This window comes from Streptomyces sp. 351MFTsu5.1, assembly GCF_000383655.1.
GTDB lineage: Bacteria > Actinomycetota > Actinomycetes > Streptomycetales > Streptomycetaceae > Streptomyces > Streptomyces griseorubiginosus.
Genome location: NZ_KB911799.1, coordinates 46,849 through 66,465 on the forward strand (window position 1 = coordinate 46,849; position 19,617 = coordinate 66,465).

16 protein-coding genes and 2 pseudogenes are annotated in these 19,617 nt (G+C 69.6%); 13 read left to right on the top strand and 5 right to left on the bottom strand.

Going from position 1 to position 19,617, the window contains the following annotated elements; translation table 11 throughout:
* The first annotated feature begins 115 nt into the window (after positions 1 to 115).
* From H295_RS0137980 to H295_RS0138000, 5 genes are all read left to right on the top strand, one after another.
* Complete coding sequence (locus tag H295_RS0137980) at positions 116 to 859, top strand: SDR family NAD(P)-dependent oxidoreductase (RefSeq protein ID WP_020140595.1); 744 nt, start codon at positions 116 to 118, stop codon at positions 857 to 859.
* 211 nt (positions 860 to 1,070) lie between these two features.
* A complete protein-coding gene (locus tag H295_RS0137985; protein ID WP_020140596.1) occupies positions 1,071 to 2,345 on the top strand; it encodes a prolyl oligopeptidase family serine peptidase in 1,275 nt (424 codons plus the stop codon).
* A 155-nt stretch (positions 2,346 to 2,500) separates the two neighbouring features.
* Entirely contained in the window at positions 2,501 to 2,740 is a 240-nt protein-coding gene (locus tag H295_RS0137990) for a hypothetical protein (protein ID WP_020140597.1), read from the top strand.
* Positions 2,740 to 3,117 (top strand): hypothetical protein, encoded by a 378-nt coding sequence (locus tag H295_RS0137995; RefSeq protein ID WP_020140598.1) that lies wholly within the window; start codon positions 2,740 to 2,742, stop codon positions 3,115 to 3,117. The genes H295_RS0137990 and H295_RS0137995 overlap by 1 nt, the downstream gene beginning before the upstream one ends.
* Positions 3,118 to 3,294: 177 nt before the next feature.
* Positions 3,295 to 6,219, top strand: a complete 2,925-nt coding sequence (locus H295_RS0138000) for a M36 family metallopeptidase (protein ID WP_020140599.1) — start codon at positions 3,295 to 3,297, stop codon at positions 6,217 to 6,219.
* A gap of 105 nt (positions 6,220 to 6,324) precedes the next feature.
* Here the strand turns inward: H295_RS0138000 and H295_RS0138005 are convergent, their stop codons facing one another.
* Positions 6,325 to 7,710 carry a hypothetical protein gene (locus tag H295_RS0138005; RefSeq protein ID WP_020140600.1) on the bottom strand — a complete coding sequence of 462 codons (1,386 nt, stop codon included), beginning with the start codon at positions 7,708 to 7,710 and terminating at the stop codon, positions 6,325 to 6,327.
* Between the two features lie 248 nt (positions 7,711 to 7,958).
* Between H295_RS0138005 and H295_RS47350 the strand changes: the two genes are divergently transcribed.
* The 4 genes and pseudogenes from H295_RS47350 to H295_RS48645 all read left to right on the top strand — a co-directional run bounded on the left by H295_RS47350 (position 7,959) and on the right by H295_RS48645 (position 10,220).
* The gene (locus H295_RS47350; RefSeq protein WP_158691110.1) at positions 7,959 to 8,123 is read left to right on the top strand and encodes a hypothetical protein; all 165 of its coding nucleotides are present in this window, start codon (positions 7,959 to 7,961) and stop codon (positions 8,121 to 8,123) included.
* Between the two features lie 346 nt (positions 8,124 to 8,469).
* Positions 8,470 to 9,186: a GH12 family glycosyl hydrolase domain-containing protein gene (locus H295_RS0138015; protein ID WP_020140602.1), complete on the top strand. Its 717-nt coding sequence runs from the start codon at positions 8,470 to 8,472 to the stop codon at positions 9,184 to 9,186.
* Positions 9,187 to 9,511: 325 nt separating this feature from the next.
* Positions 9,512 to 9,898, top strand: a pseudogene (locus H295_RS48830) (serine hydrolase); the annotation flags it as partial.
* Positions 9,804 to 10,220, top strand: a complete 417-nt coding sequence (locus H295_RS48645) for a hypothetical protein (RefSeq protein ID WP_324606101.1) — start codon at positions 9,804 to 9,806, stop codon at positions 10,218 to 10,220. The pseudogene H295_RS48830 and the gene H295_RS48645, both read left to right, overlap by 95 nt.
* A gap of 82 nt (positions 10,221 to 10,302) precedes the next feature.
* Here H295_RS48645 and H295_RS44220 read toward each other — a convergent pair.
* A pseudogene (locus tag H295_RS44220) lies at positions 10,303 to 11,555 on the bottom strand (ArgE/DapE family deacylase).
* A 200-nt stretch (positions 11,556 to 11,755) separates the two neighbouring features.
* Between H295_RS44220 and H295_RS0138030 the strand changes: the two are divergent.
* Together H295_RS0138030 and H295_RS0138035 are read left to right on the top strand one after the other, a co-directional pair.
* Entirely contained in the window at positions 11,756 to 12,193 is a 438-nt protein-coding gene (locus tag H295_RS0138030; RefSeq protein WP_020140604.1) for an Lrp/AsnC family transcriptional regulator, read from the top strand.
* Between the two features lie 199 nt (positions 12,194 to 12,392).
* Positions 12,393 to 12,821, top strand: coding sequence for a hypothetical protein (locus H295_RS0138035; protein ID WP_020140605.1), 429 nt, complete (start codon positions 12,393 to 12,395; stop codon positions 12,819 to 12,821).
* 29 nt (positions 12,822 to 12,850) lie between these two features.
* Here H295_RS0138035 and H295_RS0138040 read toward each other — a convergent pair whose 3' ends face one another.
* A complete protein-coding gene (locus H295_RS0138040; RefSeq protein WP_020140606.1) occupies positions 12,851 to 13,543 on the bottom strand; it encodes an NAD(P)-dependent oxidoreductase in 693 nt (230 codons plus the stop codon).
* A 76-nt stretch (positions 13,544 to 13,619) separates the two neighbouring features.
* Between H295_RS0138040 and H295_RS44225 the strand changes: the two genes are divergently transcribed.
* Positions 13,620 to 14,258: a TetR/AcrR family transcriptional regulator gene (locus H295_RS44225; RefSeq protein ID WP_051135682.1), complete on the top strand. Its 639-nt coding sequence runs from the start codon at positions 13,620 to 13,622 to the stop codon at positions 14,256 to 14,258.
* 55 nt (positions 14,259 to 14,313) lie between these two features.
* Here the strand turns inward: H295_RS44225 and H295_RS0138050 are convergent, their stop codons facing one another.
* Positions 14,314 to 16,209: an RICIN domain-containing protein gene (locus tag H295_RS0138050; RefSeq protein WP_020140608.1), complete on the bottom strand. Its 1,896-nt coding sequence runs from the start codon at positions 16,207 to 16,209 to the stop codon at positions 14,314 to 14,316.
* 253 nt (positions 16,210 to 16,462) lie between these two features.
* On the opposite strand from H295_RS0138050, the gene H295_RS0138055 reads away from it, so the two are divergent.
* The gene (locus tag H295_RS0138055) at positions 16,463 to 17,014 is read left to right on the top strand and encodes a hypothetical protein (RefSeq protein WP_020140609.1); all 552 of its coding nucleotides are present in this window, start codon (positions 16,463 to 16,465) and stop codon (positions 17,012 to 17,014) included.
* A 47-nt stretch (positions 17,015 to 17,061) separates the two neighbouring features.
* Here the strand turns inward: H295_RS0138055 and H295_RS0138060 are convergent, their stop codons facing one another.
* Entirely contained in the window at positions 17,062 to 19,548 is a 2,487-nt protein-coding gene (locus H295_RS0138060; RefSeq protein ID WP_020140610.1) for a SpoIIE family protein phosphatase, read from the bottom strand.
* Positions 19,549 to 19,617: the final 69 nt, after the last annotated feature.

Genomic DNA, 19,617 nt, shown 5'->3' on the forward strand with positions numbered 1-19,617 from the left:
TCGTGCTGGTCTCCGGACGGGGGGTGCTGCGCTGATCCCGTCCGGACGCTGAGACGTCTGATGTGATGCCGCTCACATCGTGTCACGGGGGCGGCAGGAGCGGTGTCTTGGGGGCATGACCGACACGAAGCAGTCCACAGTCCTGATCACCGGCGCCAACAAGGGCCTGGGCCGCGAGGCCGCCCGCCGTCTCGGAAAGCTGGGATGGAAGGTGTTCCTCGGCTCCCGGGACGAGGAACGGGGCCGCGAGGCCGCCGAGAAGCTGGCCGCCGACGGCATCGACGTCATCCTGGTCCCGCTCGACGTCACCTCGGAGGAGTCCGTCGCGGCCGCCGAGGAACTGGTCCGCACGCACACCGACCGGCTGGACGTCCTGATCAACAACGCCGGCGCGGGCGGTCACGCGATCCACCCCGCCCAGGCGACCGTCGCAGAGGTCCACGCCGTCTACGACACCAACGTGTACGGCCCGATCCGCGTCACCCACGCCTTCCTGCCGCTGTTGCAGGCCGCCGACCACCCGCGGGTGGTGATGGTGTCCAGCGCCGTCGGGGCGTTCTCCGTGGTGACCGATCCGGAGCAGCCGGTTTCGAAGATGCACGAGCTCGCCTACAGCTCCTCCAAGGCGGCGCTGAACATGCTCACCGTCCGCTACGCGCAGGCGTTCCCCGACATCAAGTTCAACGCCGCCACCCCGGGAGAAGTCGTGAACCGCACCTTCGCGGCCACCGACATGAACAACAACATGGGTCAGCTGACGGTGACCGAGGGCACCGATTCGATCGTTCGCCTGGCGCTGCTGGACGCCGACGGCCCGAGCGGGACCTTCACCGACCGGCTCGGCCCCATCCAGTGGTGATCATCCGGCCACCTGCGGACGGGTGCTCGGGCCGCCGGCCGTAGCGGGCGGTGTCAGTCCTGTCGGACTCTTGACTATTGCCATCGACAGAGATCTGGTCGTGTGTGCCTCGGAAATCGGGGTCGACCGTTCGCGCCTCTTGGCGGTGTGCCGCCGAGTTCGGCGCGAACCGGTCGTGGTGAAGCCTCCGAACCCCCGACAAGGAGTCCGCATGGCACCACGTATCAGCCGTCGCACGATCCTGGCCGCCGGAACGGGCGCTGCCGGCCTCTCGCTGCCCGGCGTTGCCGCGTACGCAGCCGACCGTGCGACCACCAGCGTGAGATTCACCCTGAACGCCCAGGTCCTCGACGGCGGAGAACAGGTCACGTCGCTCACCCTCAGGACCTCCCGGCTCGGCCCGATCGACCCGTCCGGCCTGACCACCGGTACCTTCGGCGTGCACGCCAAAGCCACCAGCCCGTTCCCCGTCGCCCCGGACGACATCATCTTCGGCGAGTACGACCTCGACCGTACGGTGACCGCCGTTCGGCTCGACCACCGCGGCGACATCGTGCTCGAACTGAGCCACGGCGAGGGCCAGACCGGGGGCGGCACGCTCGGCTACCTCGCGCGCGCGGGCCGCAACGTGATGCTCGACCTCGTCTACACCCTCACACAGCACGCCCCGATCCCCTTACGCGACCACCGGACGATCGTCATCGACGACTTCGTCCAGGACCCACGCCTGTCGGACCCCGAGGTGGACGCCTTCAGCTCGCACGTCTCCGGCTCGGGGATGAAGTACCGGCTGTACTCGCCCACCGCCGCCCACCCCTCCCGGCACAAGAAGCGCCCGCTGATCGTGTGGCTGCACGGCGGAGGCGAGGGCGCCTCACTGCCCAACGGCTACTACGACAACGAGACCACCCTGCGCGCCAACCGTGGCGCCCTGGGCTTCGCCACCCCCGAGGCGCAGCGCATCTTCGACGGCGCCTACGTCCTCGCCCCGCAGAGCACCTCGTACTGGATGGAGGACGGCCCCCGCTTCGCCCCGCTCATCCACGAGATCATCAGCGACGTCACCCGCCGCAACCACGTCGACCGTGACCGGATCTACGTCGCCGGATGCAGCAACGGCGGCTACATGAGCCTGAAGATGACCACGGTCTACCCCACTCTGTTCGCCGCATCGGTGCCGGTCTGCGGCGTCGTCGCCTCGTTCCGGCCGGGCGACGGACCCCTGATCCCCGACAGCGACCTGGCCCGGATCACCACCCCCACCTGGCTCGTCGCCTCACGCGATGACACGACCGTGGACCCGCAGGCCAACACCGTGCACGCGCACGACATGATCCCCGGTTCACTGATGACGCTCTACGACCACGTCGTGTGGAACGGCCGCCAGTTCGACGGCCACTGGTCGTGGATCTACGTCGCCCGCAACGACCCCAGCCTGAACGGCACCCACGTCTGGCAGTGGATGGCAGCCCGGCAGCGTCACTGACGGGTCGGCGGGCTTCGTCCTCGCGGACAGCGACCTCCCGCGCCGCTCGGCGTCATCCATGGTGCCCGCTACCGCGCTTCCTCCGGGAAGCGCGGTAAGGGTCCTCACTCCGCATGCTGTTCCCGTATCCGGTACCTAGTAGGTACCATCCGGGTATGCCATCCCTGAACGTGTCCTTCACCGACGAGGAACTCGAAGGCGTTCGCGCCGCCGCCGCCGCCGAGGGCAAGAGCCTCAAGCAGTACCTGCACGACCTCGGTGTCCGGGAGATGCAGCGCAAGCAGTTCATCGCGGGAGCGAGCAGCTGGTCCGACCGGCTGCGCGACGAGTTCGACGACGCCTTCCCCGACGAGGTGCCTCCGTCCCGGCGCCCCGGCGGGAGCGCCGCGGCCTGATGCATCTGTACGTCGACGTCTCCTGGCTCCTCGATGTCCAGGAGACCGCGCTCGGCTCCGAGGACATGTCGGTGACCGACTACTCCGCTCTCGTCGCCGCCGTGGCCCGGCACAGGACCAAGCTGCCCACACTCCAGGCGGCGGACCCCGACGCCGCCTGGCGAGCAGCCGCCCTCATGCACACCATCGTGCGCCTGGAGCCGCTTCCGCACCGCAACAGCCTCTACGCGGCGTTCATCGCCGCCCAGTACATGGACCAGTCCGGTGAGGGGATCGACCCGCCGTACGGTGCCCTGTCCGACCTCGTGCGAAAGATCCGCGACACCGGCCTGCGCGTTCCTGACGTCGCCGACCGGCTCCGCTCCTGGAAGATCTGAGGGCACGTTCGATCGAGGGCGCCGAACTCGCCCACTCGGGGTCGGTGATCTGTGTACCTCTTGTGAAACTTGAACTTTCAGGCTGTCTGGTGAGGCGGGAGTGATGAAAGGGTCAGGAGTGATCAACTCGGCTGTCCAGTACAGCCGTTGGACTCCTCACCCCCCACGAGGCGTGACATGGCGAGAGCCAACCTGCGCAGAACGCGCACCAGCATATTCGCGACGACGGCCGGCCTTGCGCTGACCGTCGCCATCCTTCCCGGAACCGCGAACGCGATCCCGGGCGACCCGACACCCCCCGCCGACACCGGCACCCCGGCGGCCCAGACGCCGCCCGTTCCGTCCCAGCAAAGCCTGATCCGCCGCGACGCCCGGCTCGCCAAGGCCGAACAGCGGCCTGGCGTAAGGAAGTTGCGCGGCCAGCTCGGTACCCAGGGCGTGCTGGAACTGGACCCGGCCACCGGCACCGCACGCCAGGTGGCCAAGCTGGACGGATACCTGACGTCCCCCAGCGACGACAGCCCCGAGGACATCGTCCGGGACTATCTGCGAGCCCACCCGGACGTGTTCGGCCTGGCAGACGCACAGATCGATGACCTGACGCTGCGCAAGCAGTACACCGACGTCGCCGGCATACGCCACCTGTCGTTCGTCCAGTCGGTCGACGGCGTGTCGGTCTTCGGCAACGGCGTCAAGGCGAACGTCTCCCGTGACGGACGGCTGGTCAGCGTGCTCGGTGCCCCGGTGACGAAGCTGCCGTCGACGCTGGCCCGGGCCCGGGTCACCGGAACGCAGGCCCGGGACACCGCCGTCCGTGACATCGCGGGCGCCCGGGCCGACGGCAACCCGGCCGCCGACACCGCCAAGCAGGTCGTCTATCCCGTGCCCGGCGGCACCGCCCGCCGCGCCTGGCAGACGGTCACCTCGCCGGACGGCCACGGTATGTGGCTGCACGTCGTCGACGCCGTGAGCGGTCGGGTCCTGTACCGGCAGAACCTGTCCTCCGATCTGACCGCTTCCCCGGCCGGCGCGTCCGCTGCCGGGCAGGCCCTGTCCGGCGCCGCAGCCTCGCCCGCGTCCAGTGGCAGGGTGCTGGTCTGGGACCGCTACCCGGGCGCCCCGGTGGGCGGCAGGCAGCGCACCCGGGACCTGACCGCCAAGGGCTGGCTCCCCAGTAGCGCCAAGACCCTCGACGGCCGTATCGCGCACGTCTTCAGTGACGTCAACGACAACGACAAGGCGGACAAGGGCGAGGAGGTCGCCCCGACGGCGAGCGGGACGTACGCCTTCCCGTTCAAGCCCTTCACCGGCAAGGGCTGCGGCGATCCGCTGCCCTGCTCCTGGAACCAGAAGAAGCCGAACTCCTGGAAGACCAACCGCAAGCAGAACTCCGCGCAGGTCTACTACTACCTCGGCACCTACCACGACCACCTGCAAGCCGCCCCGATCGGCTTCACCCGCGCGGCCGGCAACTTCGACGGACGGGACGGGGACGCCGTACAGGCGAACACCGACGACGGCGCGGCGATCAGGAACGGGCTGCCGGACGGGGACCATCTGAACAACGCCAACATGGGCACACCGCCGGACGGCAGGCCGCCGGTCATGCAGATGTATCTGACCGGCTCCGAGTCCGGCGGCATCCTGCAGGGCAACTGGGGCGACGACGCCGCCACCGTCTACCACGAGTACACACACGGCCTGTCCAACCGGCTCGTTGTCGACGCCGACGGTCTGTCGACCCTCACCGGCGGACAGTCCGTGGCCATGGGCGAGGCATGGAGCGACTGGTACGCACTGGACTTCCTGGCCAACGAGAAGCTCCTGAAGGACAGTCCGCGCAAGGACGGAGACGTCGCCCTCGACCCGCCGCACTGGACTGACCAATACCCCTCCCGAAGCCAGGCGTTGGACTGCCGGGTGGGGTCGACGTCGGCCAAGTGCCCGGGCACGAAGGCCGCGGGCCCCGGCGGGTACACGTACGGCGACTACGCGAAGATCGGCCCCGACGGTCCCGAACCGCACTATGACGGCGAGATCTGGAGCGAGACGCTCTGGGACCTGCGCACCGTGCTCGGCAGCAGGCTCAGCGAGTCCCTGCTGACCCGGGCGATGGAGCTGTCGCCCGCCACCCCGTCCTTCCTCGACGAGCGCAACGCCATCCTGCAGGCCGACACCGTGGTCAACGGCGGACGGGCCCACGCGGCGATCTGGAAGGTCTTCGCGCACCGGGGGATGGGGTACTTCGCCGCGGCCCTCTCCAGTGACGACGCCCAGCCCGACGAGGACTTCTCGCTGCCGCCCGGCCCGAACACCCCGCGGGTCGCGCTCACCGGCAAGGTCTCCGACGACACGACCGGCGCCCCGTTGAGCGGGGTCGCGGTCAGCGTCAGCGGCCACAACTCCGGCTTCCCCGGGGCCGATCTGTCCGCCGTGACCGGTGCGGACGGCACCTACTCGATCCCCGGCGTCCCCGAGGGCACGTACCGGAAGGTGTACGCCAGCGGCAGCGGCTACGAGCCGAAGGTCCGCACGGTCGAGGTCAAGTCCGGTTCCGGCGGCGCCGACTGGTCGCTGACCCGTGACTGGGCGGCTTCCTCCGGTGGCGCCGCGATCACCGACTTCAACGGCTCCGACGCCGGCGACTTCGGCTGCGGCCCCGGCAGCCTGATCGACACGACGTCAGCGGTGTGGGGCTCGGACGCCAAGGGCGGCACCAACGGCACCGGGATCGACCCGATCCACGGCACGGTCAAGCTGCCGAAGGCCGTGGACATCACTGGGCTGCTCATCGACCCGACGGCGGGCTGCGGCGACGACACCACCGCGTCGCTCGGCGACTACCGGATCGAGACCTCCGCCGACGGCACCACCTGGACCACCGCCGCCGAGGGCCACTTCAAGCCCGCCGACACCGGCCGGCAGAACGCCGTCACCCTCACGGACGGCACCGGACAGAACGTCCAGTACGTCCGACTGAACATGCTCGGCAACCAAGCCGCCGACAACGGCGTGGACTGCGGGAAGGACGCCGGCCCCTCAGGCTGCCGGTACCTCGACGCGACCGAACTCGTCGTCCACGGGGTGTCGCACCAAGGCTGACGCGCCGCACTGAGGAGCCGGGGGCGGCCTTCCGACGACGGAAGGCCGCCCCACCGGCGTGACGGCAGTGCTGGCGGCCGGCTCCTTTTGGCAGGGCCCGTGCCCTTACGCGGCGGTGAAGGAGCCGCTGCGTGCGGTGTGACCGCCGATCGCGGCCACGACCAGCCGTCGCTCGAAGGAGAGGAGTATCTGTTCGAGGTCTTTCGCGTCGAACGACGTCGCATCAGTCCCGAGACTGATCCCGGCCGTCTCGGACATACCCCACACATCGAAGCAGAGCTTTCCGGAGTACGGGTCGACAGGTTTGGGGAAGCGTCCGTAGCGGCTCGATTCCATCGCTCGCTCGATGTCCTGCCGCGCCCCGTCCGCGCGGGCCCGGATCAGCGTGCGGGGAGCTATGGGGCGGATGTTGACCACGTACGGGTTGTGCGCGGAGCGGCCCAGTTCGGCGGAGACGTCGTCCAGGGACCGGGCGTAGCGGTCGGGTTCCCGCAGGCTGACGGAGGAGGACCTGGCGAGCGTCGCGTCGACGGCCCGGCACAGCGCCGGGAACCGGTCGCTGCCCAGGGACGTGTCGACCGGCACGAGGACCCTGCCGGCGATATGGGCCACCGCCTCGCGCGCGCAGGCAGTCTGCCGATTGGCCATCACGGTGGTGAACATGCAGCTGCCGATGCCGAGATGCTCGGCGAGCGCGCACGCGTACGCGGCTTGCAGGACGGCGGCCACGGATGTCCGGTACCGCGTCGCCAGGCTCGCTGCCGCGAGCACGACCGCCCCCGAGTCGAGGCATGCGAAGTTGTAGACGGTGCTCCCGTCGCCGCTCGAGGGCGTGTCGAGTTCGGGCATGACGGACTGACGGAGCATGGCCCGGTCATGGGTGTCGACACGATGGGCGTGCCGCAGCCCCGACGGACTGGCTTCGAAGCTCGCGATCTGCCGCGGCTGCCACCCCGAACCGAGGTCGGCGCCCGGATCGGCTGCCAGTTGGGCGATGCGTGCGGCCACGATCCGGGCGGCCGTCGTGTCCGCCGAGAAGTGCTGCAATGACAGGGCGATCTGGACGGGCCTGCCGTCCACCGTGACGACGGCGCCCCGCAGCGGCAGGTCGTCCGGGGCGAATCCGGGCTCGGCCAGCCGGAAGGTGAAGGCTCTCAGCTCGTCATGGGTCGCCGGGGCGTCGGAGGCGTACTCGTCGACCTGGAGCACCCCGGAGGCCACGACGACCGCACGCGGGTGCCCGTCCGCGCCGGTTGGGTACAGCGTGCGCAGCGCCTCGTAGTGGGCCATGACCGCGGCGAAGGCATGCAGCACGGCGGCCATGTCGGGCGTGCCGTCGAGTGCCCGCCATATCCGTACGTTCCTGTTGCGGGGTCCGTGGAGACGGGGGTGGCATCCCTCGCGTTCATGGGCCTTCTGAGACCACGTCAGTTCGTGCTCCCCAGCGGTCCCGGCGACGAAGACGACGTCATGGCGCGCGATCTGTCGCATACCCGCCCCAGCCCTCCTCCGCTACGCCGGCGGCGCGTCACGTCCCGTAGCGCGTGCCGCGAGTTCGCCGACCGGACGGCGTGGAGGCCCCCGATCCCGCAAGCCCTCCGGCGGCAGGACGACGCGGCAGGAGCGCGGGCGCCCCGTCTTCAGACAGAGGATAGGTACCCGCGGACCGCGGGCGTCAATGCTCGGTAAGCATTCACCGTGTTCCACAGGCGTCGGCGCGCCGACCGTACTCAGGCCAGATGGATGTCATGACGTCGAAGCGCTTCGACGTTGATCTCGTGCTGTTTCTTCGCGTGTTGACGTTCCTCTCCGAGGGTTTGGCCAGGGTCGCTTCATCTACACAAAAGCTGCACAGAGGGGCTGAGTTCCTGATCGCCCCGCTGGTGCCTGTTACCAAAAGGTGACCTGAGTGGCCCGTTGTCGCCCCTGGAAATGTGGTCTTAGTCTCACGGAAACGTCGAAGCGCATCGATTCGCATCGAGGAGGACCTGGCCGCCGGGCTGCCCCACGCCCAACTGGGCGCTCTGCAACACCTTGACCGGAGACCCCCGGGTCTACGGCCGCTTCTACTTCGGGACCGCGGGACGCGGAGTCATCTACGGCAACCCAAGTGAGGTTCGGCTCCACGCCGCCTCGCTCCGCACCCGCCGTCCCGAAGGGGAGACCGACGACGTCCCGCCGCCAGGCCAGGACGACCGACTTCTCCTCGCCTGTGTGATCCCCCCACTCAGCACACATTCCGGAGGGCTGATGAAAATCCGTATCGGCTGGGCCGCGCTTCTGGCGGCTCTGGCCCTCGTCTTCACCCTGCCGAACTCGGCAGTGGCCGCGTCACAGACGTACTGGTTCAAGTACTACGCGACCGGCGGCAACGCCTCGACCTGGTACACCGACGACAACAACTGGGGTGTGAACTCCTCGACCGGTACCGGCTTCGTCGCCATGGTCAACGGCAAGGACTGGGGCTGGTCGTCCCCGGTGACCACACTCCCCAAGAAGATCCGCGACGTCAGCCCCAACAACAACTCGTGGTTCAGCCAGTCGGCGTCGCCGAAGTCCGGCTCGTACTACGACGCCGCGTACGACATCTTCATCGACCCCTACCCCGCGCCGACCGACCGCAACTCCAACACCGAGATCATGATCTGGCTCAACTGGTACAACACCAAGCCGCTGGCCGACCACTACGACGCGAGCGGAAACGCGGTCCCGGCCGCCACCAACGTCGGCCTGGCCGGACGCAGTTGGGACATCTACGAGTACACCTGGAGCAACGGCGCCCACACGCTCAGCTTCCTGGACAGGAGCAAGTCCGGCTGGTGGTCCGGCAGCCTGACTCCGTTCTTCAACTACGGTCAGAACAGGGGCTTCTACACCGGCGACCATTACCTCAACAGCGTCATGGCCGGTTGGGAGTTCGGGCCGGGTGACTACACGGCTCACTCCTGGGGCGCTGTGGGCTTCTGACGCCGCCACACGCAGAGGGCGGACCGGTGATCCGGCCGCCCTCTGCCGGGAAGTACCGCCCGACTCGGGCCTGTTACACCTTCGGCTCCACCTCACTGGCAGCCGGCGTCTCACGGCCTGGCAGGGAGCCGTCCCTGCAGCAGCAGAGCCACACCCGTTGCAGAATGGGTGACTACCCGAACGAGGGGCCCCTGTCGTGCGACGCATACCGACCTGCGTGTTCAGCCACGCCGGCCCGCCGACCTTCAGCGACGGTCACGTCGCCGACCGCTTCGTGGAGATCGGCTCGCTCACCAAAGTCGTCACGGGCACCGCGCTGACCCGTATGGCCGCCTCCGGGACGGTGTCGCTCGACGACCCCGTGGAGCGATGGCTTCCCGCGGCTCCGGGGACAGGGATCACGCTTCTGCACCTGGCCCGTCACACCTCGGGCCTCCCACGTCTGCCACCCGGTCGGCACTCCCGCCGTGACCCGTACGCCTCGTTCGACCGCCGCGCGTTGGACCGGCTGCTGTCCCGGCTCGACACGCTCGCCACGCGCCCGGCCGGCACCGTGGAGGAGTACTCCAACCTTGGCTACGCCGTGCTCGGCGCCGGCCCTGACGGTCGCTTCGGGGATGACGTACGAGGAGCTTGTGACCGCGCACGTCCTGCGGCCGCTCGGCATCACGGAAGTGGCCGTCAGCCCCGACCCCGGACGACGGCTGCCGACCCCCGGACTCCTGGGCCGGTCCCGCCGGCCGTGGACCATGGACGGCGCGATCCTGCCGGCGGGAGGCCTGTGGGCAACTCCCCGCGCGGCGGCCGACCTGGTGGTACGGCTCCTGGTGGAACGTCGGCTGGGAGATCCCGCACCGAGCTGGCAGACGTCCGGCCCCTTGCTGTGGCACAACGGGGCGACACGTCACGCCTCCCTCTTCGCCGGAGCGACGGACGACGGACGCTGGGTGCTGACACACCGTCTGAACGCGGCACCGGAGGACACGGACCGAGCGGGGATCGACATACTCCGGTCAGGCGCCGCCTCCGAATAGGGGTGTTTACCGCCCGCCCCGCAACTCCCGGTGCGGACCCACCCGGCTCCGAGCAACCGGCAGGGGACGGGGTCGGCGGCTCCTACCTGGTACCCACCGTGCGCAGTGTCGCAAGCACCAACGCCCGGGTGACCGTGACGACTTCGCTCACGCGGACGCGCTCCTGCGGACCGTGAGCGAGGTGTACCTCGCCGGGTCGTACTGCAACGTGGGGATGCCCGCCCCGGAGTACAGCCGCAGGTCACTCCCGTACGGCGCCCCTCGCTCAGCGGGCCGGGCGCCGCCGGTGACGTCGGCGTGCGCGGCGGCGACCTGTGCCGCGAGGGGATGCCCGGCCGGCAGCCTGCCGCTGGCGAACTGACCGCCGGGCCACGTCACCGTGGCGGGGTGGGTGCGCAGCCAGGGGTCGGCCTCGCAGGCCTCGGCCACGCACGCCTCCAGTTCGGTGCGTGCCTGGGCCGAGTCCTCGTCCAGCCGGACGCCCAGTCTTCCTTCCGCCACCAGCAGGTCGGGGACGCTGCTGGCCCAGTCGCCGGAATGGACGGTACCGACGGACAGCGGGTAGGGGACGGGGTATTCGGACATCAGCGGGTCGGCGCCCACATTGCGACGGGCTTCCAGGCGGGCGAGCGCGCGGTGGATGGGCAGGTACGCGTCGATGGCGCTCACGCCCGCGTACCGGGTGCTCCCGTGGGTCGCCCGGCCGGGTACCTGGATACGAAAGGTCAGGGCGCCGGCGTTCGCGGTCATGAGCGCGCCGGCCGTCGGCTCGGTGATGATGCACGCGTCACCGCGGTGGCCGCGTTGCAGGGTGCCGAACGCTCCGAGTCCGCCGTCCTCCTCGCTGACCACGAAGTGCGCCGACACCTGGCCGCGCAGCCTCGCGCCCGCCTCCCGTATCGCGGCCAGGGCGGCGAGTATCGCCACCATCCCCGCCTTCATGTCGCACGCTCCCCGTGCGTGCACCACGTCCCCGGTGACCCGTGGACGGAACGGGTTGCCCTCCCATCGCGCCAGGTCCCCGGGCGGGACGACGTCGACATGCCCCTGGAGGACCAGAGTGGGCCCGTCGCCCTGGGGCCGTGTGTCGCCCACCAGGCCCCACGCCTCCGTGCGTGCGGCCTCACTCCCGGGGAAACCGGGATGGGCACGCAGCTCGGGCAGGTTCATGGACCACAGGTCGACATCGAGGTCCATCCGCTCCAGGTGCCGGGCCAGAACATGCTGAAGCTCGGACTCGGCGGCGCTCCCCGTCACGCTCGGAACAGCGAGAAGCTCCAGCAGCAACCGGGCGATGGCGGCCTCGTCCACCGCGGCCAGGGCCGAGGCTTCCACGTCGCTCAGAATCGCTGTCATCAACACTGCTCCCGGCACGTGACATCAGGACAAGCCGGAGACTATGTTCGGCGCACCAGTGCAAGCAATCGCCATTTGCTGCTGTCTCCTGTCGCTTTCTTGCAATGTTGGCGAGCCGACGGCGAATTATTGCGTCCCGCCTCGCCGCGAAGGCAGGCCCAAGACTCCGGAGCAATCTCATGGACGCCATCGACGAAGCGATCGTCCGCTGCGTGGTGCACAACGCACGAGCCACGTACGCCGAGATCGGCACGGCCGCCGGTCTGTCCGCGTCCGCTGCCAAACGGCGTCTCGACCGCCTGGTGGCCACCGGCGCGATCCGGGGTTTCACCGCTCTCATCGACCCTCAGGCACTGGCCTGGAACACCGAGGCATTCGTCGAGGTCTTCTGCACCGGCAATCCCACCCCCGCCGAGCTGTGCCAAGCCCTCAAGGACATCCCCGAGGTCGTCGAGGCGTGCACCGTATCCGGCGCTGCCGACGCAGTCGTCCACATGCTCGCCAGAGACATCCCCCACCTGGAACGTGCCATCCAACGCGTCCGCTCCACAGCTCCCGTCCAACGGACCGAGAGCGCCATCGTGCTCTCCCGGCTGCTGAACCGGCCTCGCGTATGACCGCTCCCAGATCCACCAGCCGCAGCAGATGACGCCGGAGTGACGCAAGCCGCCCCTTGAGGGCACTGCCACGGACTCGTTCACTCCGTGTTCGGGTTCGGTAACCGGTGCCGGTGGCCTACAACGCCGGCCGGGTGAGGGCGGTCAGTTCTTCCGAGGTCGACAGCTGTGGGAGCAGTCGACGAAACGGGGGATCGACATGAACATCATTCAGCGTGCCGCAGCGGTCGGAGCGGTCGCGGCAGCCGTGGTCGGCGCCATGGGGGCTGTCGCGCCGCAGGCGGGGGCGGCCACGCCGTTGGCGAAGTACAACGGCGTCTGCGGGGCCGGCTACACGGTGGTCGACTCGTCACCGGTCGGTACGGCGGGCACGGTCTACCTGACGTACAACCCGTCGACCGGAAAGGACTGCGTGGTCACCGTGCGCGCCCGTACCGGCACCGCTGTCTCCATGCTGGCGGCGGTCACGGACGCCCAGGACGTGGACCCCGAGTTCGATGAGGGTTCCTACAAGACCTACGCCGGTCCGGTGTACATCGGCCACCCCGGGCACTGCGTGAGCTACTGGGGATGGATCGCCGACCAGAGCGGCGGAGCGAACAACGTGCACTGCACGCCTCTGACGTAGTCATCCGGAAGTCGAGCGGTCGCCCCCGCTCACTTCTTCCTCACCCCCTCCTGCCAGATCAGCTTGACGATGTTCGGCTTCACAGCGGTGGTGATGACGCCCATCGCCGTGCGGACGTACTGGCCTTCCTCCAGCTCGCGCAGCATGCTCGCGGCGAGGTCGGCACGGGCGGTGAAGACACCGTCAGCGCTGGTCTCGCGGACGTGGTGGTCCGTGACGTCAGGATGCTCGAAGAGGCCCGACGGCCGCACGAGCGTCCAGTCGAGGTCCGTTCGACGGATCACGGCCTCCATACGGCGCACGTCCTGGTGGAGGGTGCGACCGAGGCGTCGGTTCACCAGCGGGTCGAGCACATGGTTGAAGAAGTGCGCGCCGGTGGGGCGCCAGTTGGGGTCGGCGATGCTCGAACTGACGGCGAGCAGCCGCTTGATGCCGTGGCGGCTCATCGCCCCGGTGATGGCGGTGGCGCTCGCCGAGTATAGGGTGATGGTCTCCTTGCTGAAGCGGGCGCCCAGGGCCGACAGGACGGCGTCCGTCCCGCCGATCGCGGCGTCGACGGCTGCCGGATCGGTGGCGTCGGCGACGGCCACGGTGAGGCGGGGCCGTGGGGTGAGGGAGCCGGGGCGGCGCGTCACGGCGACGACCTCGTGGCCGGCGGCGAGGGCCTGCTCGGTGAGGTGGCGGCTGGTCTGTCCGTTGGCGCCGAAGACTGCGATACGCATGGTGTCCGGCCGTCCTTTCGTATGGCTGTCGGAACGCCCTTGACTGTGCCGACCGCGCACCCCAGGCTCAACGCTGATGAATAACGCGGCCCCTGCCCCTGCCCGCACCCGAGGCCGACCGCGCGGCAACCCACCCACCCGCGAGGCGATCGTCTCGGCGGCGCGAACGCTGTTCCTGGAGCGCGGATACCGGGGCACCACGGTGCGTGCGGTGGCCGCGGTCGCCGGCGTCGACCCGGCCCTGATCGCCTACCACTTCGGCTCGAAGAAGGGGCTGTTCGCGGACGTCATGCAGGTCCAGTGCGCCAATGCGCTGGCCGTGGACCACGTCCTGGCCGGCGACCCGGCCGCCCTGCCCGGCCGCCTCGTCGACGCGGTGACCGGCTTGTGGGAGGACGCCGACTTCCTGACGCTGACCGCTCAGGGGGACGAGGCCGCCGAGGTGATCCGTGAGTACCTGGAAAGCGAGCTGCTGGCCCGGCTTGTTGAATTTCTCGGCGGCCGGGACGCGACCGCCCGCGCGACGGCCGTGGTGACGATCCTCGGGGGCCTCATCTACACCCGCTACCTCAACCCCATGCCCACCCCCGCCGCCCTCACGACGTCGGAGATCCGCCACATCCTCACTCCGGCGCTGCGCACGGCGCTCGCCCCGAGACCGCGCACCGCGGCAACGACTGGCGCGCGCCGCGGAGGCACGCCGGCGTTCAATTGAGGCCCTTCAGTGGCACGCGCGGCGGAAGCCTCCCCGACCGTGGCGACGTGCCCCTTCAGGACGCGACGATCTGCCACTGCTCCTGCGGAACGCCGTTGTAGGCCCACTGGTTGACGGTGGCGCCGTCGGCGGTGGAGGCGTCGGCGACGTTGAGGGCGAGTCCGCTGAAGCGGTTGATCAGAATGTGGTGCCCGTCGCCGATGGGAGTGATGGCCCAATGCTGCTGGGGGGCGTCCGCGTCGGTCCAGATGTCGGTGCCCCCGCCGTCACTGCGCGAGAGCCCGGCGACTTCCAGAAGGGTGCGGCCGGCGGTGTTGCGGACCTTGAAATAGCCGTCACCGGTGGGGAGGAGAGTCCACAGCTGGCCGGCATTCCTGTTCCACGTGGTCTGCGCCAGCGGGGTGCCGTTGCTGGTACCGGTGGTGGTGAGCACCTTCTGGCTGTGCCGCGCGACGATGCGGTAGGAGGTCTTGCCTGCGGGGAAGGTGGTGCGCCGGAGCACGGGCTTGGCGGTGCGGCCACCGATGCGAAGGTTTCCGATATTGGCGTAGTCGCCGGTGGCGCGTTCGACCGTGATGCGGAGGAAGCCCGCGTCGCGGGCCGCCCATTCGGCCAGTTTGAGGGTGCGGTCACCGGCCCATGTGCCGGTGGCGGCCTGGGTGAACGTCACGCCGTCGGTGCTGGCGTGGATCGTGTACGAGGTGATGTCGCCGTCGGTGGTGTCGGTGCGGTTCCACTGCTTCGGCAGGTACTCCAGGGTGGAGATGTTGCTCCAGACTCCGCCGAGATCGATGGTGATCGCCTGGGGGAGGGGCAGACTCCAGGTGGACCAACAGGTTTCGAAGCCCTTGTCGCTGAGCCCGTCGATGGCGTTCAGCGGGCCTTCCCCGGTGTGGTGGTCGGTGGCGTAGGCGTTCACCGGTGTGACGGGGTGTTCCACGCGCAGGGGCTGAGCCGGCAGCGGGGCTCTGGAGGTGTCGGGGCTCCAGGCGGCGCCGACCTCGGTCAGCCGGTCGACGATGTTGGTGTCCAGTCGGCCGTCGCGGTTGGGCGGGCAGTTGAGGATGAAGGACGTGTACTTCGGTTCCAGGTCGGCGAGATGCGACAGGATCGCCGCCTTGCTCATGGGATCCCTGGTCGGAGTGCTCGGGTGCCAGAACCAGCCGTCGCTGATCGTCTGCCCCTGCAGCGACGCGTAGGTGTTGCCCGCGGGCGAGGTGACTCCCAGCGGTTCCTCGAAGTAGATCGCGTCACCGAGGAAGGGCACCGACAGCGCCCCGTGGTCGATCATCACGATGTCCGGTTGCAGGGACAGCACGTGCTCGCGGACCCGCTGGTAGGACAGGGCCTGTTGGCCCATCTGCCACGCGTAGCCGTCGGTGACGAACATGTCGATCTTGCCGTAGTTGCTGAGGAGTTCGGTGATCTGGCCCAGGACGTAGGTGAGATCGGCAGGCTGGACCGCTTCCTTGCTGCCGACGCCGTGCCGGGTGTCGTAGGCCTCCACGGTGTGGGTGCGGTCCCAGATGGAGAAGTAGAGGCCCACTTTGAGGCCTTCGGCGCGGAAGGCGCGGACGTACTGGGCGACGATGTCGTGCCGGTACATGCTGTGGGCGACGCTCTGGTCGGTGAACGCGGTGGGCCACAGACAGAATCCGTCGTGGTGCTTGGTGGTCAGCACGCCGTAGCTCATCTTCGCCGCGGCGGCGGCCGCGGCCCACTGGGCGCAGTCGACGGTCGGCGGGGCGAAGAGAGCGGGGTCCTGGTGGGGCGCCGCCCACTCCTCGTCGGTGAAGGTGCCCAGATTGAAGTGGTTGAACATGCCGAAGCGCAGGTCGGCGAGCTTGCTCAGCTTGTCCTGGGGGGTGGCCGCGGCGGCCTGACCCACGGCTCCCAGACCCGGAACGACAGGCAGCGCCGCCATGGCCGCGGTGGCGCCTGCGACTCCCATGAGCCGTCGGCGGGACAGACTTTCAGACACGTTCGCTCGCTGTACTGAGGGTGGGGGAGGGGCTGATGTGCCTTATGAATCTCATCCGTGCGACAGACAGGTCAACCCTCGCGCAGGGATGAAATGCCTTAAAAAGCAGGGCAGTTGAGAGAGTAAATCGTGTTTGTCACTACTATTTGCCAGCAGACATCACATCATTGGGAGGTCGCGACGGGCGGGATTGCGGTGGGGTCTTGAGGGCATGTGCAGACGCATGGACAGTGACAGCGTCCGGGTGCCGCCGCTGCGGCCTGGTGGCTACGACCCCGCCGACTACGCCGACGCCGTGGTGCGCAGTGCCGACGAGGCCGGTGTCTCTCCTCGACTGGTGATGGGCGTCCTGTACAACGAGGCGTACAAGCCCCACCATCCGCTGCTGGAGCGGCTGTGGCAGTGGTGGAAGCCGGAGGCGTCCTTCGGGGTGGCCAACATGCACCGGGCGGCCTTCGAACAGGTACGACGGACACACGACCTGTCCGGGCGTTGGCAGGATCTGCGGGACGACCCCGCCTTCGCCATCCGTGCGGCGGCGCTGCACCTGAAGGACCTCGACGGCAGGCTTCCGGCACGCCATGTGCGCCGGTACACCCGCGACGAACTCCTCGCCCTGGGATACAACGCGGGCGAACGGAACATGCGTGCCTTCGCCCGCGGCGTACCCCCGGGCCCCATGGCGTGGTCCTACCTGCGCCGGTTCCGCGCCGGTCGGCGGCGCGTCGCCGAAGCCCTGGCAGCCTGCGGGGAAGGTGTGGGGCGGGACGGCTGAAGTCCGCCGCGGATATGTGTCTGCATGACCGGCGCCGGCCCCCACGCTCACCACTCGACCAGTGGAGGTGGCGGCGTCTCGCCGGAGGTGGGGGCGAGGGACTGCGCGCACCAGATGGTCTTGCCCTGAGGAGTGTGCCGGGTGCCCCACCCCTGGGTGAGCTGGGCGACCAGCAGCAGCCCCCGGCCGCCCTCGTCGAAGGCACGGGCCCGGCGCAGATGCGGTGCGGTGCTGCTGGAGTCCGAGACCTCGCAGATCAGGGCGTTGTCGCGGATCAGCCGGAGCCTGATGGGGGGCTCGCCGTACCTGATGGCGTTGGTGACCAGTTCGCTGACGACCAGTTCGGTGACGAACGCCGTCTCCTCCAGCCCCCAGGCCTCCACCTGCTCGACGGCGAACTGCCGGGCGCGCGACACCTCCGCGACGTCCGGTTCGACGTCCCGGTCGGCGACGTGCTGGGGATCCAGGGCACGGGTGCGTGCGAGCAGGACCGCGGCGTCGTCCGTGCGGTGTTCGGCCAGCATGGCCTCCATCACCGTGTCGCTCAGGGCCTCCAGTGAGGGAGCCCTGTGGTCCAGGAGACCGAGCAGTTCGGTGACCCCCTGGTCGACGTCGCGCTCGCGGTTCTCCACGAGCCCGTCGGTGTAGAGGGCCAGCAGGCTGCCCTCGGGCAGCTCGAGCTCCGTCGCCTCGAACGGCAGGCCACCGATCCCGAGCGGCGGCCCCGGTTGTGCGGACACCGGGATCCTGGTGCCGTCCGGAGCGATGACCAGCGGGAGCGGGTGACCGGCGCTCGCCAGCGTCAGATGGCGCGAGACCGGGTCGTAGACGGTGTACAGGCAGGTCGCCCCGGTCTCGGCGGTCGTCTGGAAGTGACTGGTGGGCTGGAGATCGCTGGCGAAGTGCAGGACCAGGTCGTCGAGATGGGTCAGCAGCTCGTCCGGCGGCAGGTCGACGTCGGCGAGCGTGCGCACCGCCGTGCGCAGCCGGCCCATGGTGGCCGAGGCGTGCAGGCCGTGCCCGACGACATCGCCGATGATCAGCGCGACCCGTGCGCCGGACAGGGGGATGACGTCGAACCAGTCGCCGCCCACCTCCGCGTCGATCCCCGCGGGCAGGTAGTGCGAGGCCACCTCGACCGCTTCCTGGTGCGGCAACCGCTGTGGAAGCAGGCTGCGTTGGAGGGTCAGCGCGGTGGTGCTCTGGTGGACGTACCGGCGGGCGTTGTCGATGGCTACGGCCGCCTTGGCGGCGAGTTGCTCGGCGAGGATCAGGTCGTCGGCGGTGAAGGACTCGGGCCGGTCGAGCCGGGAGAAGGTGACGACGCCCAGCAGCGCGCCGCGGGCCCGGAGGGGCACCGTGATGCGGCCGGTCAGCCCTTCCGCCGTGATGCCCTTGTCGATCACTGGATTGCCGGGCGGCCAGTGGGCCGGGTCCGCGGCCAGCCCGGGGCCGAAGGCCCATTCACCTCCGACGCCGGGATCGACGGCGAGCTCCACGGTGGACCTTCCGGTGGCCATGCAGGTGGCTGCGACGGAGTGAACCGCATGCGTGACCGGCACCGGCACCGCGGGGTCGGCGGACCGATCGGCCTCATCCGCGGCGCCGTACCGGGCCGCACGACTGAGCGTGAGGGGTTCGTCACTGCTTGTCGTCGGCGGTGAGGGTGGTTCCTCCCCGCGCAGCACCTCGTCGAAGAGATCCACGGTGACCAGGTCCGTGAACCCTGGTACGGAGGTCGTGGCCAGCTCCCGCGCGGTGCCCACGACGTCGAGGGTGCGCCCGATGCCGGTGGTGGCCTCGTTGAGGATGAGCAGGCGCTGGCGGGCCCAGTACTCGGCGCTCATGTCGAATCCCCAGTTGGCGACCGCGCGCACATTGCCCTCGGCATCCCGGACGGGCCAGATACTGGTGGCCCAGGCATTGGCGTAGCTGCTGCCGAGCGGGCGGAAGACGGTGATCAGGCGGGCGGGAACGCCCGTCCTCGCCACCTCGGCGAGCTTGTCGGTGTAGGGCTTGTCGTCCCGCTCGGGGAACAGCGTGCGGTCGAACTCGGGCAGCACCTCGCGGTACTTCTTGCCGACCACCTGGTCCTCGGTGTGTGCGATCACCCGCCCCGAGGAGGCGTTGATCCACAGGAACGTCAGCTCGGGGTCGTAGACGCCGAGTGCGAAGGGGCACTGCTCGAAGGCCCGGTCCGCGATGACCGGCCGGCGATCCCAGCGCTGGACGGTGACCACCTGGCCCTGCACGAGCCCCTGGGGGCCGCGCAACGGCTGTGCCGTGATCACGGAGTCCACCGTGTGACCGTCCCGGTGACGCAGGGCGACGGGTCCGGAGACGTCCGCGTCGTGGCTCCCGGGGAACCCGGGCGGCACGGGGCCGGCCAGCAGGTCGGTCACCGGCCGTCCCACGGTGTCCTCCGCCGTCCAGCCGAGCAGCCGGCACCCTCCCTCGCTCCAGCCGCTGACCCGGCCGTCCGGATCGACCACGACGACGGCGGTCGGGGCGTCGTGAGCGTCGGCGATCGTCACGCGTCACACCTCCGTCCGGACAGCGGTGTCCGCCGGGACTGGTCTCCACCGGCCTCCTCCAGCCTAGAG

What these genes read in the sequence shown, in the direction of transcription:
- H295_RS0138015 (WP_020140602.1), top strand. Translation starts at nt 8,470, where the DNA reads ATGAAAATCCGTATCGGCTGGGCCGCGCTTCTGGCGGCTCTGGCCCTC.
- H295_RS0137985 (WP_020140596.1), top strand. Translation starts at nt 1,071, where the DNA reads ATGGCACCACGTATCAGCCGTCGCACGATCCTGGCCGCCGGAACGGGC.
- H295_RS0137980 (WP_020140595.1), top strand. Translation starts at nt 116, where the DNA reads ATGACCGACACGAAGCAGTCCACAGTCCTGATCACCGGCGCCAACAAG.
- H295_RS47350 (WP_158691110.1), top strand. Translation starts at nt 7,959, where the DNA reads ATGGATGTCATGACGTCGAAGCGCTTCGACGTTGATCTCGTGCTGTTT.
- H295_RS44225 (WP_051135682.1), top strand. Translation starts at nt 13,620, where the DNA reads ATGAATAACGCGGCCCCTGCCCCTGCCCGCACCCGAGGCCGACCGCGC.
- H295_RS0138000 (WP_020140599.1), top strand. Translation starts at nt 3,295, where the DNA reads ATGGCGAGAGCCAACCTGCGCAGAACGCGCACCAGCATATTCGCGACG.
- H295_RS0138050 (WP_020140608.1), bottom strand. Translation starts at nt 16,209, where the DNA reads ATGGGAGTCGCAGGCGCCACCGCGGCCATGGCGGCGCTGCCTGTCGTT.
- H295_RS0138005 (WP_020140600.1), bottom strand. Translation starts at nt 7,710, where the DNA reads ATGCGACAGATCGCGCGCCATGACGTCGTCTTCGTCGCCGGGACCGCT.
- H295_RS0138030 (WP_020140604.1), top strand. Translation starts at nt 11,756, where the DNA reads ATGGACGCCATCGACGAAGCGATCGTCCGCTGCGTGGTGCACAACGCA.
- H295_RS0138055 (WP_020140609.1), top strand. Translation starts at nt 16,463, where the DNA reads ATGGACAGTGACAGCGTCCGGGTGCCGCCGCTGCGGCCTGGTGGCTAC.
- H295_RS0138035 (WP_020140605.1), top strand. Translation starts at nt 12,393, where the DNA reads ATGAACATCATTCAGCGTGCCGCAGCGGTCGGAGCGGTCGCGGCAGCC.
- H295_RS0137995 (WP_020140598.1), top strand. Translation starts at nt 2,740, where the DNA reads ATGCATCTGTACGTCGACGTCTCCTGGCTCCTCGATGTCCAGGAGACC.
- H295_RS48645 (WP_324606101.1), top strand. Translation starts at nt 9,804, where the DNA reads ATGACGTACGAGGAGCTTGTGACCGCGCACGTCCTGCGGCCGCTCGGC.
- H295_RS0138040 (WP_020140606.1), bottom strand. Translation starts at nt 13,543, where the DNA reads ATGCGTATCGCAGTCTTCGGCGCCAACGGACAGACCAGCCGCCACCTC.
- H295_RS0137990 (WP_020140597.1), top strand. Translation starts at nt 2,501, where the DNA reads ATGCCATCCCTGAACGTGTCCTTCACCGACGAGGAACTCGAAGGCGTT.